Annotated in this window: 15 protein-coding genes; 10 read left to right on the top strand and 5 right to left on the bottom strand. The window is 34.8% G+C overall.

Annotated elements, in window-relative coordinates; genetic code table 11:
• Positions 1-53 precede the first annotated feature (53 nt).
• The gene (gene nagE, locus GYM75_RS11960; RefSeq protein ID WP_220216143.1) at positions 54-1,553 is read left to right on the top strand and encodes an N-acetylglucosamine-specific PTS transporter subunit IIBC; all 1,500 of its coding nucleotides are present in this window, start codon (positions 54-56) and stop codon (positions 1,551-1,553) included.
• Between the two features lie 269 nt (positions 1,554-1,822).
• Here nagE and tusC read toward each other — a convergent pair whose 3' ends face one another.
• From tusC to fkpA, 3 genes are read right to left on the bottom strand one after another with little or no spacing between them, the layout of a single operon-like run.
• Positions 1,823-2,176 carry a sulfurtransferase complex subunit TusC gene (gene tusC / locus GYM75_RS11955; RefSeq protein WP_220216142.1) on the bottom strand — a complete coding sequence of 118 codons (354 nt, stop codon included), beginning with the start codon at positions 2,174-2,176 and terminating at the stop codon, positions 1,823-1,825.
• 17 nt (positions 2,177-2,193) lie between these two features.
• Entirely contained in the window at positions 2,194-2,559 is a 366-nt protein-coding gene (gene tusD / locus GYM75_RS11950) for a sulfurtransferase complex subunit TusD (protein WP_363317407.1), read from the bottom strand.
• A 4-nt stretch (positions 2,560-2,563) separates the two neighbouring features.
• Complete coding sequence (gene fkpA / locus GYM75_RS11945; protein WP_220216140.1) at positions 2,564-3,442, bottom strand: FKBP-type peptidyl-prolyl cis-trans isomerase; 879 nt, start codon at positions 3,440-3,442, stop codon at positions 2,564-2,566.
• A 220-nt stretch (positions 3,443-3,662) separates the two neighbouring features.
• Here fkpA and fabZ point away from each other — a divergent pair, with 220 nt between their 5' ends.
• Genes fabZ through rnhB form a run of 4 tightly spaced genes read left to right on the top strand, consistent with a single transcriptional unit; the run spans position 3,663 to position 6,701 of the window.
• A complete protein-coding gene (gene fabZ, locus GYM75_RS11940; protein ID WP_255556783.1) occupies positions 3,663-4,109 on the top strand; it encodes a 3-hydroxyacyl-ACP dehydratase FabZ in 447 nt (148 codons plus the stop codon).
• A 44-nt stretch (positions 4,110-4,153) separates the two neighbouring features.
• The gene (gene lpxA / locus GYM75_RS11935) at positions 4,154-4,933 is read left to right on the top strand and encodes an acyl-ACP--UDP-N-acetylglucosamine O-acyltransferase (RefSeq protein WP_220216139.1); all 780 of its coding nucleotides are present in this window, start codon (positions 4,154-4,156) and stop codon (positions 4,931-4,933) included.
• Entirely contained in the window at positions 4,933-6,117 is a 1,185-nt protein-coding gene (gene lpxB / locus GYM75_RS11930; protein ID WP_220216138.1) for a lipid-A-disaccharide synthase, read from the top strand. The genes lpxA and lpxB overlap by 1 nt, the downstream gene beginning before the upstream one ends.
• Complete coding sequence (rnhB, locus tag GYM75_RS11925) at positions 6,111-6,701, top strand: ribonuclease HII (protein ID WP_370632186.1); 591 nt, start codon at positions 6,111-6,113, stop codon at positions 6,699-6,701. The genes lpxB and rnhB overlap by 7 nt, the downstream gene beginning before the upstream one ends.
• Here rnhB and GYM75_RS11920 read toward each other — a convergent pair.
• Both GYM75_RS11920 and GYM75_RS11915 read right to left on the bottom strand, forming a co-directional pair.
• Complete coding sequence (locus tag GYM75_RS11920) at positions 6,698-7,303, bottom strand: YiiX family permuted papain-like enzyme (RefSeq protein ID WP_220216137.1); 606 nt, start codon at positions 7,301-7,303, stop codon at positions 6,698-6,700. The two genes, rnhB and GYM75_RS11920, sit on opposite strands and share 4 nt — an antisense overlap.
• 130 nt (positions 7,304-7,433) lie before the next feature.
• On the bottom strand, positions 7,434-8,723 hold the full coding sequence (locus GYM75_RS11915) for an NAD(P)/FAD-dependent oxidoreductase (RefSeq protein ID WP_220216136.1): 1,290 nt from the start codon (positions 8,721-8,723) through the stop codon (positions 7,434-7,436).
• Positions 8,724-9,059: 336 nt separating this feature from the next.
• On the opposite strand from GYM75_RS11915, the gene GYM75_RS11910 reads away from it, so the two are divergent.
• From GYM75_RS11910 to rraA, 5 genes are all read left to right on the top strand, one after another.
• Entirely contained in the window at positions 9,060-10,031 is a 972-nt protein-coding gene (locus tag GYM75_RS11910; protein WP_220216135.1) for an HlyD family secretion protein, read from the top strand.
• On the top strand, positions 10,013-11,164 hold the full coding sequence (locus GYM75_RS11905; RefSeq protein WP_220216134.1) for an ABC transporter permease: 1,152 nt from the start codon (positions 10,013-10,015) through the stop codon (positions 11,162-11,164). The genes GYM75_RS11910 and GYM75_RS11905 overlap by 19 nt, the downstream gene beginning before the upstream one ends.
• A 3-nt stretch (positions 11,165-11,167) precedes the next feature.
• Entirely contained in the window at positions 11,168-12,316 is a 1,149-nt protein-coding gene (locus GYM75_RS11900; protein WP_363317406.1) for an ABC transporter permease, read from the top strand.
• Between the two features lie 210 nt (positions 12,317-12,526).
• The gene (locus tag GYM75_RS11895; RefSeq protein ID WP_220216132.1) at positions 12,527-13,423 is read left to right on the top strand and encodes a 1,4-dihydroxy-2-naphthoate polyprenyltransferase; all 897 of its coding nucleotides are present in this window, start codon (positions 12,527-12,529) and stop codon (positions 13,421-13,423) included.
• 89 nt (positions 13,424-13,512) lie between these two features.
• Positions 13,513-14,004, top strand: coding sequence for a ribonuclease E activity regulator RraA (rraA, locus tag GYM75_RS11890; RefSeq protein WP_220216131.1), 492 nt, complete (start codon positions 13,513-13,515; stop codon positions 14,002-14,004).
• Positions 14,005-14,014 lie beyond the last annotated feature (10 nt).

The following is a 14,014-nucleotide window of genomic DNA, read 5'->3' as shown; positions in this document are numbered from 1 at the left end:
TAACAAATCATCATGTTTAGATATAGTTTAAATAAATATAAGAGGTTAAACTTATGGGAATTTTAGCTTATATGCAGCGTGTTGGGCGCTCATTAATGGTGCCAGTTGCAGTTCTACCTGCTGCTGCGATACTTCTAGGGATAGGATATTGGATCAATAACGTTGAATGGGGTGCAAATAGTATTGCTGCAACATTTTTAATAAAATCTGGTGGTGCTATCATTGATAACATGCCAATTTTATTTGCTATCGGTGTTGCATATGGTATGTCGAAAGACAAAGACGGTGCAGCTGCACTTTCTGGGTTGGTCGGATTTTTGATTATTACAACATTATTATCGCCAAATTCAATTGCACTTTTTGAAGGTGTCGATACCAGTGTTGATGGTTGGCAAACGCAAATATCTCCAGCGTTTGCGAAAATCAATAACCAATTTATTGGTATTTTAGTGGGTATTATCTCAGCTGAACTCTATAACAAATTTAGTACGGTTGAGTTACATAAAGCGTTAGCTTTTTTTAGTGGCAAACGACTTGTTCCGATTATTGTTTCTATCGTGATGCTACTTATTTCTGTCATCTTTTATTTTATCTGGCCAATTATTTTTGAAGCATTAGTAAAATTTGGTGAATCGATTAAGAATTTAGGTGCAGCAGGTGCAGGGGTGTATGGCTTCTTTAACCGTATATTAATTCCAGTTGGTTTACATCATGCTCTTAACTCAGTATTTTGGTTTGATGTTGCTAACATTAACGATATTCCAAATTTCTTGGCTGGTCAAAGTGCGATAGATTCTGGTAAAGCTGTTGTAGGTATTACTGGACGTTATCAAGCAGGATTCTTCCCAATTATGATGTTTGGTTTACCAGGTGCTGCTTTAGCCATGTATCACACAGCGAAAAAAGGCAATAAAGATAAAACCGCATCAATTATGTTAGCGGCTTCTTTTGCAGCATTCTTTACGGGAATTACAGAACCGCTTGAATTTGCGTTCATGTTTGTTGCACCAGTACTTTATGTTATTCATGCAATTTTAACGGGTATTTCACTCTTTATTGCTGCAACGATGCAATGGATATGTGGATTTGGTTTCAGTGCCGGTTTAATCGATATGTTACTGCAATCTGGAAATCCTCTGGCAGTGCATTGGTATATGCTTATTCTTCAAGGTTTAGTGTTCTTTGTGGTTTACTATGTTGTGTTCCGCTTTATCATCGTTAAATTTAACCTTAAAACGCCAGGTCGTGAAGATGAAGACAGTGCTGCACAATCATCTACAAACGAAGCGGATAAACCAGCGCAGACAGCAGCGGATACCACAGCGCTTGCTGAACAATATTTAGCGATTGTTGGCGGTAAGGAAAACCTGACTAATATTGATTCTTGTATCACTCGGTTACGTTTGAGTGTAAAAGATTCTGATTTAGTTGATGAAGCAGCGGCTAAAGCATTAGGTGCAATGGCTGTGATTAAATTAGGTAAAACAGGTGTGCAAATCGTTGTAGGTCAACAAGCTGAAAAGATTGCAGATCAAATGAAAAAATTAGTTTAAACGATAACTACTTAAACTATCACTATTAATTAATCCGCCTTATTCGTCATACTTAACGACAAAATAAGGCGGTTTTTTTATTTTTCTTAATTATTTATTACCCTTCGATATTCTTATTTCTTTCCATTGTGGTTGATTTGATAATCAGTTATTGCGTTTCTAAATATGGCTTAGTTTAATGTTAATCAAACGAGATTAGTCTTAATTGAAAGGATGATGTGGGCGAAACAATTTTTAATAATGAAGCAGATTAAAAATTTAATATTAAATTAGAATGTTAAAATGACATCTTGCTCATCAAGCAATTGATTTAAATCGTAATGGTTAATTACTTTAGTGGTAATATTAAAGGTGAAATCAGAAAGGTTATGCGATTTTAGTGCTGACTCACTCACATAAACATCTTCAATATCATAAAGTTCAAGCATATTGAATGTGGCGATATAGTCACGCATCAAAATGAGATCGGGATGCTGATTAGGTAATAGATGAAAAATGCCTTTATCGGTAAAAATGACCGTAATATGATTTAAAGCAGACAATGCTAAAGCTAAATCAAGTGCTTCTCGACCTTTGGCACTACCATGAGGAGAAGAATGAATAATAATGGCAATGTTTTTCATTTCATTAACCGTCATGTTTAAAATTGAATGACACGATCTGATAAAGTGATTGATTCTGTTAGCTCGCCTAAACCGGTTAATTGAAAATAATCAGCGATATTCTCTTCGGTTATTCCTCGTCTTAGCGAAGCTGCAACACAAATTGTTAAGGGTAGATCATATTTTTTTGCTAATTCTTGCCAAGCGCTAACTAAATCAAATTCATCATTGGCAGGGTCGGTATATCGATTACCATTATAAACACCATCAGCATAAAAGAAGATATTTTTTATGGTGTGGGATGTATTTAACAATAAGGCTTGTGCAAATTGATACGCACAATAAGCAGATTGGGTCCCATAAGCAGGACCCAAAACAACAAGTGTATAGCTTAATGACGTCATCAACTTATTTTTTTGATGATGGTTGAGACTGTTCATTATTATTACCATCGATACCCAATAATTCAACCTCAAAGACCAACGTTGAATTTGGTAATATCGCTGCTTTATCTTCTTGAGCTGGATAATATTGACTACCATAAGCTAATTCTGGCGGGATTACTAATTTGATTTTACCACCGACCCCAATTAATTGTAGTCCTTCAGTCCAACCTTTGATTACCTCATTAAGTTTGAATGTTACAGTTTGACCTCGATCATATGAACTATCAAATTTACGTCCATCAACTAAAGTTCCTTCATAATGAACGATAACTGTGTCATTTTCATTTGGTTTTTGTTTCGATCCTTTTTGAATTACTTGATAAAGTAAACCTGATTGAGTTTTTTTAACTCCTTTTTGTTTTGCAAATTCATTACGGAATTTTTCACCATTTGCAATATTATCTGCTTTTTCTTTTTCAAATTGTGCTTTTGCTTTTTCTAAAAGGCGTTCACGAAGTGAATTAATAATAGTATTTACTTCATCTTTTGATAATTGTGATTGATTATTAAATGTTTCTTTTAAACCGCTGATCACATATTCAGGATCGATCTCAAATTCGCTATCTTTTAAGTTCATTGCAATTGATGAACCAAAGGCATAAGACTCTTTTTGTGCTAGAGTTGATAAAGTTACTTTTTCAGAATTGGCTTTTGGCTCTGCTGAGTTAACGACTTGTTCAGAATTAGCCGTAATTTGCTGAGTAGTGTTTGTGGATTGTTGTGTAGTCTGTTCTGATTGATTGGCACTATTAACATCTTTAGGATTGCTTTTAGCATCACATCCAGTTAAGGCTAATACAATTGCGCTACTAATTAGCGTCACTTTTAAAAATGATTTCACTTTTCTTCTCCAGATTGAAATTTTTCTATTATTTTGAATATTATATCTTATTTATCAAAGGATAATATATTATTTACCAATCATTTGTGTAATAAAAATTTTTTTACGTTTTATTAACATTTTCAGTAATGTATTCAAGATGATTAAATCATCCTTGAGTGCAAGTGGCATCCTCAGTTATAATGTCGAAAGTTTATATTAATATATAAGGATAGCTATTTTGACTACCGAACTGAATACCCTTGATATCGAAGAAATTATTAGTTTATTACCGCACCGTTATCCTTTTTTAATGGTTGATCGTGTGATTAGTTATGAAAAAGGTAAAACGTTAAAAGCAATCAAAAATGTGACGGTTAATGAACCTTTCTTTCAGGGACATTTTCCTAATAAACCCATTTTTCCTGGTGTATTAATTTTGGAAGCGATGGCCCAAGCAACAGGTATCTTAGCTTTTAAAAGTATAGAAGAATTATCACCTGGACAATTGTACTATTTTGCATCCATTGATAAAGCTCGTTTTAAACGACCTGTTGTACCAGGCGATCAGCTTGTGCTTGACGTGGAGTATATAAAAGAGCGTCGTGGAATTGCATTATTCCATGGTGTAGCAACTGTTGATGGTAAGTTAGTTTGCGAAGCCGAGATGATGTGTGCTCGTAAATAATTTTGATTTTTTAAATATCCCAAAAACAGTATGAAGGAAATGCTATGGCAACGGAAATACATCCAAGTTCAGTGGTAGAAAAAGGGGCTAAAATTGGCGACAATGTCAAAATTGGACCTTTTTGCTTCATTGGTGAAAATGTTGAAATTGGTGAAGGGACATTTTTAAAATCACATGTAGTCATCAATGGCCATACAAAAATTGGTAAAGATAACCAAATATATCAATTCGTATCGATTGGTGAGGTTAACCAAGATTTAAAATATCGAGGCGAACCAACGCGCACTGAAATTGGTGATCGTAATATGATTCGTGAAAGCGTTACCATTCATCGTGGCACAGTTCAAGGTGGCGGAATTACCAAAATTGGCAGTGATAATTTACTAATGATTAATGCGCATGTTGCACATGATTGTCAAATTGGTAATCATTGTATTTTGGCAAATAACGCAACACTTGGTGGTCATGTTCAGTTAGATGATCATGTCATTATTGGCGGTATGACTGCGGTGCATCAATTTTGTGTCATTGGATCGCATGTCATGGTTGGTGGTTGTTCAGGTGTTGCGCAAGATGTGCCACCTTATGTGATAGCACAAGGAAATCATGCTACTCCACATGGCGTGAATTACGAAGGTTTAAAACGTCGTGGATTCAGTAAAGAAGCTTTACAAGCTATCCGTAATAGCTACAAAATTCTTTATCGAAATGGATTAACTTTAGAAGAAGCGAAAGCCGAAATTGATGTTATTGCAAATCAATACTCTGAAGTAAAATTATTCAATGATTTTTTTGCACGTTCAACACGTGGCATCATTCGTTAATGACTATTCAATCTTTCACAAACCAATCACAAACGAACAAATTATTAACTATTGCTTTAGTCGCCGGAGAAACATCTGGCGATATTTTGGGGGCTGGATTGATTCGTTCTCTCAAAAAACGTCATCCTAATATTCGATTTGTTGGTATTGCTGGGCCTTTAATGCAAGCTGAAGGCTGTCAAGCTTGGTATGAAATGGATGAGCTTTCTGTGATGGGGATTGTAGAAGTGTTGGGAAAATTACGACGTATTTTAGCAATACGTCGTGATATTACTAAACGTTTAATTGAATTAAAACCTGACATTTTTATTGGAATTGATGCGCCTGATTTTAATCTTTCTTTAGAAGGTAAGTTAAAGCGAGCAGGGATTAAAACAATCCATTATGTGAGTCCTTCGGTATGGGCTTGGAAGCAAAAACGTGTTTTCAAGATTAAACGTAATACCAATCTCATATTAGCTTTTTTACCTTTTGAAAAAGCGTTTTATGACAAGTTTAATGTGCCCTGTCGTTTTATTGGTCACAAAATGGCAGATGATGTGCCGCTGGCACCTGACCAAATGGCAATGCGTCAACAATTAGGCATTCCGCTCAGTGGTCGTTGTCTAGCATTATTGCCGGGAAGTCGTCATGCGGAAGTCACCTTGTTATCTCCCCCTTTTTTACAAGCAGCTCAGCTTTTACGTGATCGTTACCCTGATTTGCATATAGTCCTACCTTTAGTCAATGAAAAAAGACGACAGGAATTTGAGCAGATTAAAACGCAAATAGCACCAGAGCTGAAAGTTCAGCTGTTAGATGGTCATGCCCGTGAAGCAATGATTGCTAGTGATGCAGCGATTTTGGCATCCGGAACAGTAGCACTAGAATGCATGCTAGCCAAATGTCCAATGGTGGTGGGTTATAAAATGAAGCCTTTCACTTTCTGGTTAGCCAAAAAATTAGTTAAAACCCCTTATGTTTCATTACCTAATATTTTAGCCGGTAAAGAAATTGTACCTGAGTTATTACAGCAAGACTGTACCCCTGAAAATATTGCTAATCATATTATTCCTTTTTTAGAAGGAGATAATAGTGAACTTAAAAAAACATTTTTATCATTACATCAGCAAATTCGTTGTCACGCTGATGAACAAGCAGCTCAAGCTGTACTTGATGTATTAGAGGATTCACCTTGCTGTTAGAATTTAGTTATCCCGATGCTACCTTAATTGCCGGAGTTGATGAAGTTGGACGAGGACCACTTTGTGGTGATGTTGTGACGGCAGCCGTTATTTTAGATCCCAATAAACCAATCAAAGGGTTAACGGATTCTAAAAAACTTTCCGAAAAAAAACGAGATCAATTATTTGACGTTATTAAAGAAAATGCATTAGCTTGGTGTATTGCAAGAGCTTCGGTTGAGGAAATTGATAGATTAAATATTTTGCATGCTACCATGTTAGCTATGCAACGAGCGGTGACTGGACTTGCGATCCAACCTGATTTTGTTTTAGTCGACGGTAATCGTTGCCCTGAATTTGGTATTCAAACACAAGCCGTTGTCAAAGGTGATTTACTGGTGGCAGAGATTAGTGCTGCGTCGATTTTAGCAAAAGTGACGCGTGATCGTGAAATGGTAGAATTAGACAAATTGTATCCCCAATATGGACTGGCAAAACATAAAGGATATCCCACTAAGGATCATTTAATGGCAATTGAGCTGCACGGTATCAATCATCTATATCGTAAAAGTTTTGCTCCAGTTAAAAAGTTATTACTTATCTAAGGCGACCAATGTTGGTCTACTGTTATTAATAACGGTGAATTAAACATAGCGACAGGCGAAATAACGGTTTCTTGAAAAGGGATTTTATCGCCATAACGCGCTTTTAATTTTTGTTTTACTGCGGCAGATGAAAGGTTGAAATCTTTGATATTTTGTAATTGACCAATCTTTAAATTAAGTGCTCTATTATAAATTTTCCAAACTAATTCAGAACAATAGATATAATTGTCATCCCAACCAAACCAGATATCATAAGGTTTATTTTCAAAAGTTTTTGCAACTAGCTTTAATTTATTGGTTTCCTTAAGAGATAAATTATGATCTTTAAGACGTTTGATTACATAATTTCTTTTTTTTCCTCTTTCAATAAAGCTTTTTAATGATGTATAAGTGACTTTGCTCCCAGCTTCAAAAACATAAGGTTTACCATTTTTTATAAAAATGATTCCCATATGGCTATAGGGTGAATTTGTTGCTTGTTCAACGGCTTTACTTTGACTGGATTGAGACGATTGAAAAATAATATCGCCATCTTTGGGTTGATAATTTGCTTCACAAATAAAACAGGAAAATAACAATATAAAAATTAAAATAAATCGCATAATTTCCTATTATTCCTATGGTTACATTTTGAATTGAGTTGAAAAGTACTCTCTAAATATCCTATACAAAAAAACAGCTACTGAGGATTATTTATTATCAAGTAGCTGTTGTTTATATTTCGGTTAATAATTAATTTTGCTGATTAAAAATAGAAGCAAATTTACTTTTATATTTAGCTTTGCAATCACGAGCAAAGCGGATAGTTTTAAAGATACCCAATAAACTAGCTTGATGCATACGATATAATAATCGATGGATAATTAACGCAAACCAACCTTTCACACTCATTTCTTTATTGCCGATCAACTTAACCACGCCTTGGGCGGTATCGTGTAAAGAAATGATGGTTCCTTTATCGGTATAGACAAAAGACTTCATGGCTTGATTGTTAATCATTCTGACAATATTATGAGCGCAAATTTTTGCCATTTGATTAGCTGCTTGTGCTGTGGGCGGAGATGCACGACCGCTATCTTGCATCGCATAAGCACTATCACCAATAACAAAGATATTATCGTCTCGTGTGGTTTGTAATGTCGGTTTAACAACTAATTGATTTGAACGACTCGATTCTAAACCGGCTATTTCTTTCAGATAATCAGGTGCTTTAACGCCAGCAGTCCAGATCATAATATCGGCTTTAATGGTTTCCCCCTCTTTTGGATAGAATCCATCACTTTCGGCCTTAGTAATCATGGTATTCGTTAAGACATGAATACCGCGTTTTTCAAGGGTTTTAGTAATACTTAATGCCGTTTTTTCGGGTAACGCCGGTAAAATACGATTGGTTGCTTCAATAACAGATACATCTAAGAAATCAGCACACATTTTATTTTTTCGACACACACCAAATGTTTCAACCATATGAGGTAGTTCAGAAGCTAACTCGACACCGGTTGCGCCACCACCAACAATAGCAATGCGAAGTTTTTCATCTTTAGTGTCAGCGTCTGTATCGAGAGTTGAACAGAAATTTGTGAATTTTGATAGCAGTATTTCACGTAAGCGGATAGCAGCATTTTGGTCATCTAAAAATATACAATGCTCTTTAACACCAGGCGTACCAAAATCATTTGAAGTACTGCCTACTGCTATAACCAAAATATCATATGATAGAGAAATGTGATTATCATTTATATCCTTGATCAGAACTTGCTTATTTTCACGATCAATATTGGTAAATGTACCTTGAGTAAACTCAAAATGATGTTGTTTTGCTTGTTCAGAAAAGAAGATGTTATCAACTTGTTCATACATGGCACCTGTTGCAACTTCATGCAGTAGCGGTTTCCAAATGTGGTAACTATTTTTATCGATGAGCGTAATTTCTGCCTGTTTATTTTTACCTAATTTATCGCCAAGATTAGTTGCTAGCTCTAATCCACCAGCACCACCGCCTACAATAATTATTTTTTTCATATTTAATACCTTACGATCCTAATTAAAAATATCATACTAAATAAGTAGGTTTTTATCTATAGCCTTTTAACTAATAACATTTATAAACAAAACCTATTAAAATATTAATTTACAATAATTAAAAATAATTTATTGTATTAAATACTCTGCGTTTAATATTTATTGAATAGAAAGCAAATAAGGTGTTTATTTCGAATTAAGTTTTGTAAGCTTGTACAAATATAGCTCTTTTCGTATAATGCAAAAAGAATGTTCTTGTATGTATTTTTAGTCAATATATAATTTTCTAAACATCTCGATGTCTTATCTATTTAATATCACACACTAAAGAATTTTATGAATAAAAAAATATTTATTAGTTTTGCGTTAATCGTTATTTTAATTTCAGTGACGATTTTAATACGCTCACACAATAGTCAGCTTATTTTGCAAGGTGAGGTGGATGCTCCTAATGTTAGTGTTGCGTCGAAAGCTAAGGGGCGTGTACAGCTTATCCATGTCAATCGTGGCGATGATGTTAAACCAAATGATTTACTTATCACACTTGATAGTCCGGAGCTACTAGCTCAAGTAAAAGCCGCCGAAGCAGCTCGTGATCAAGCCCAAGCTCAGGTTGCGTTATCAAATCATGGAACACGAGAAGAAAGTATTCGTTATTATGAAGCGTTACTTGAGCAAGCTAAAGTAACTTATGATAATGCGCTGAAAGAGTATAATCGTAATAAAACTATCTCAGCTAAAGGTTATGTATCACAGTCAATCTTAGACAGTGCGTTAAAAACTCGTGATGCAGCTTTTCAACAAGTTCAATCAGCACAAGCTAATTTAGATCAAGCTAAAAATGGTGATCGTATTGAGCAGCGTGAAATTTATGCAGCGAAATTAAAAGAGGCCGAAGAGCAGCTAAAACAGCTCCAAATTCAGTACGACGATTTACAAGTTAAAGCCCCTGTTGGTGGTGAAGTTGGTTCAATACCGGCTGAAGTAGGGGAACTATTTAATGCGAATAGTCCTTTATTAACGGTGATTCGCTTACCGGATGCCTACTTTGTGTTTAATCTTCGAGAAAATATTATGCCAAATGTTCACAAAGGGGATCGTATTAAATTAGAAGTGCCTGCACTAGGAAATAAAGAAATCGAAGCAGAAGTTCGTTACATTGCCCCAATGGGTGACTATGCAACTAAACGTGCTACACGTGCAACGGGTGATTTTGATTTAAAAACGTTTGAAGTTCGATTATATCCAGTTAATCAGATTGAAGGTTTACGTGCAGGGATGAGCACTTTATGGAAATTGGACAACTAATGTTGGATTTCTGGACACGTTTTAAAGATGCATTCAATGATGAAGTAGCACAAATTTTTAAACGTTTCACTTCTCATTGGTTAATGTGGATATTGCCACTGATTATTTTTGTTTTAATCAGCAGTATTTTTTATCGAGGAGTTTTATTTGATTTGCCTGTTGGTTATGTAGATCAAGATAAAAGTGTATTGTCACGTGAAATAGTTCGTAATTTGAATGCTGGCGCTCATGCAAACCTGATTAACTATGATAGTCAGCTTTCAATCGCTGAACGAGATTTGCAAGAAGCAAAAATTTACGCCATATTATATATTCCACCTAATTTTGAAGCGGATGTATTATCTGGTCGTCAACCAACCCCTATGCTTTATTATAATGCGTTATATTATAGCGCAGGGTTATACTCCATTATGGATTATTCGGGGTTGATTGCCGCTTTAAATACTGAATATCGAACGACTTTAGCCACCAGTATTGGATTACCCGTTCCTCCACTAGCCAAAGTAAATTTTAATTATGATGGGCTATTTAATGCCAGTGGTAATTCCATGTACTTTCAACAGTTTTCGGCGGTAGTCCATTTATTGCAGCTATTTGTTGTTACCACAACAATTTATATTTTATCGCAATTACCTAAACGAACACGTCCTAGTTATCCCTTTGTGCTTGGAAAATTAGCGCCTTATACCATTTGGTATACTATGTTACTCATTTTCGAAATTGCGATGTTAGTTCTGTTTTCGCATGCCAGGGTATCAGGATCCCCGTTTGCGATGATGACGGTGGTGTTTTTTTATGTCATAGCGGCACAAAGTATTGGTATTTTACTGTATACCTTTACGAAAACGGCTATTGATGCGTATACCTATATCGGTGTGCTAGTCGGATTGGCATTGACCTATTCAGGTATTGTTGTGCCCGAACTTTCAATGCCATGGATAGCCAGATTTATTTCTTCACTTGAGCCATTAACTTATGCACTAAATAAATTATTTGATCTCTTTTTACGGCATTCAAGCTATCTTTCTATTTTGAAAACCTGCGGTATTTTAATGATTTATCCAATAATTATAACCGTATTAGTCAGAAAACGTTTAGTTAAACGCTTACATCAACAAGAAAGGGTCAGTTAAATGATGAAAATATTTTGGTCTTCATTTATAAAACTTTTCTTCTACATGTTGATGCGACCAATGTGGTTATTGTTACTTTTATCAGTTTTATTAATGAGCTTAGTTTATATTAATGGCACTATTACTAATTTACCGGTGGCAATAGTCGATCAGGATCATTCCGCTACAAGTCGAAATTTAGTCCGTGCATTGAATACCAGTTCAAAAATTGATGTAATTACTTATGAAAATTCAATACAAGCCTATAATGATATAAATAATCGCAAATTATTTGCAGTATTTACCATACCAAGAAATTTTGAGAAAAAATTATTAAATGGTGAAGAAGTGACTATACCTGCTTACGGTGATGCATCCAGTCGGTTAGCTAATGGTTTGATACAAGTTGATATAAGAGGAATTTATCAGCAAATATTAACTGAATATAATACTCGAATAATGCGTGATGCGGGTTTTTCGGGTAAACAGATTAATATCATCTTATCACCTATAAAAGGTCAAACAGAACCGCTGTATAATGCAGGAATTAGTTTTGCGGCTATTACTTTTCCTGGTTTACTAGTTATGCTTTTGCAACATTCATTTTTAATTGCTGCAACTCGGACTAATATTACGTTAAATTCATTACCACAAGGTAGGCCGCCTAGAATAGTTATTTTTGGTAGTTTATGTGGTTTATTACCAATTTGGTTATTTTTATCCATCGTGCTTTTTGGATTATGGCCTTGGGTACTGGGTTATCGTCAGTTAGCTAGCCTCACCGAAATATTAATTATGACATTTCCATTATTACTCGGTGCATTGGGATTGAGTAAATTATTGACTGAGTGTTTACGCAAAACCGAAATGATATATTTAACATTAGCATTTTTGACGACCCCTGTTTTTTATCTATCCGGTACCATTTGGCCAATCGATGCAATGCCACATTGGGTTCAGTTTGTCTCTTATTTACTACCATCAACATGGGCGACTAACATGATTGCAGGTGTGAATCAAATGGGACTTGGACTAACTGATAATTGGCATAATATATTGATGATACTCTTATTAGGTGCGATATACAGTGTAATGGGTATTCTTGTTGCAGCATTGAGAGAAGGTCGAATTCGCAAATTTTTCAGAAAGAGAAAAACTAGTCTGAAATCTTAATGTTAATTTCATTTTATTTATTTGAATTTTATTTGTTAAGATTCAATCCTCAAATTATTCGTTAATTGTCTTAAAAGTGATGACAATTAACGAATGTTAATTTGCGTAATGCATCACTAAAAAAGATTTTCATTATCAATGTCGATTTATTGGTTTTTCCTGTTATGATCTTTAGCTTGTTGTTATCAAATAAATAATGTGTTGTTGTTAATGAAATATTATCCATGGATTATTAGTCTTCGATTAAAAACCTTACCCCTCTCTTTATGTGCAATATTAGTTGGTAATGCGCTTGCTTATTGGCAACAACAATTTGATTTTTGGATTATGCTATTATCTATCATTACAGCCTCGTTATTGCAAATTTTGTCAAATTTAGCTAATGATTATGGGGATGCAGTAAAAGGAAGCGATAAATACAATATAAAAGCCCACACCCGAGGTATTCAACTCGGGTTAATCACGTTAAAACAGTTAAAAATAGCGTTAATCATCAATATTATTTTTTGTATTTTATCCGGGTTATGTCTATTACTTGTAGCTTGCAACAACCGATATGAACTATTGAGTTTTATAATACTAGGTTTGATATCTATCATTGCCGCTATTACCTATACTATTGGCAATAAACCTTATGGCTATAGTGGTTTTGGCGATATATCTGTTTTAATATTTTTTGGACTTATTGGTGTAATGGGAAGTTATTATTTACAAACAAAGTCATTAACTGGCGCAATTATGCTACCTGCTTTAGGTTGTGGATTATTGTCAGTAGCGGTTTTAAATATCAACAATTTGCGTGATATTGATAGCGATCGAAATTGCCATAAACGTACGTTAGTGGTCTTAATGGGACAAACCAAAGCTCGCTTTTATCATTTATTTTTAATCATGACAGCATTTATTTTGTTGGTACTCTTTGCCAGTCATCAGTTACACACCATTTGGCGATGGTTATTTTTGATAACGCTACCGTTATTTATTTATCATATTTATGCTGTTTTTCGATTTAAGGTGGCTAAGGATGCTATCCCTTTATTATTACAGATGGTCAAACTTGCATTATTCACTAATTTACTTTATTGTTTGGGTATTATTTTGAACTAGCTCACGTTTATTTAAATTCGGTATCGTGTAATTCTAGGTAAGCGTTATACTAAATAAACTAAAATATAAAGGCTAAAGGAGGCTTGGCAATGGAGTTTGATACTTCAATTCTTTGTGATTATTATCCAGAAGATGTTAACGTAGTAGAACCAATTTTCACTAATTTTGGTGGGGTTGCATCATTTTCAGGTCAAGCCGTAACAGTTAAATGTTTTGAGGATAACGGATTATTATACGAAATCTTGCAATCTAATGGTGCTGGTAAAATATTAGTCATTGATGGTGGTGGTTCAGTTCGTCGAGCATTGATTGATGCAGAGCTGATTGATATTGCTGTTCAAAATCAGTGGGAAGGTATCATTGTCTATGGCGCAGTTCGACAAGTGGATTATCTGGCAGAAGCAGATATTGGTATTCAAGCGTTAGCGGCGATACCCGTAGGTGCAGAAGATCAAGGTATTGGCGAAGTAGACATTAGAGTCAATTTTGGCGGTGTGACTTTCTTTTCTGGTGATTTTGTTTATGCTGATAATACCGGTATTATTTTGTCAGAAATCGCTTTAGAAATTGGAGAAGAGTAAAACGCTCATA

Source organism: Gilliamella sp. ESL0441 (assembly GCF_019469185.1).
GTDB lineage: Bacteria > Pseudomonadota > Gammaproteobacteria > Enterobacterales > Orbaceae > Gilliamella.
This window is presented reverse-complemented; position numbering and strand designations above follow the sequence as displayed.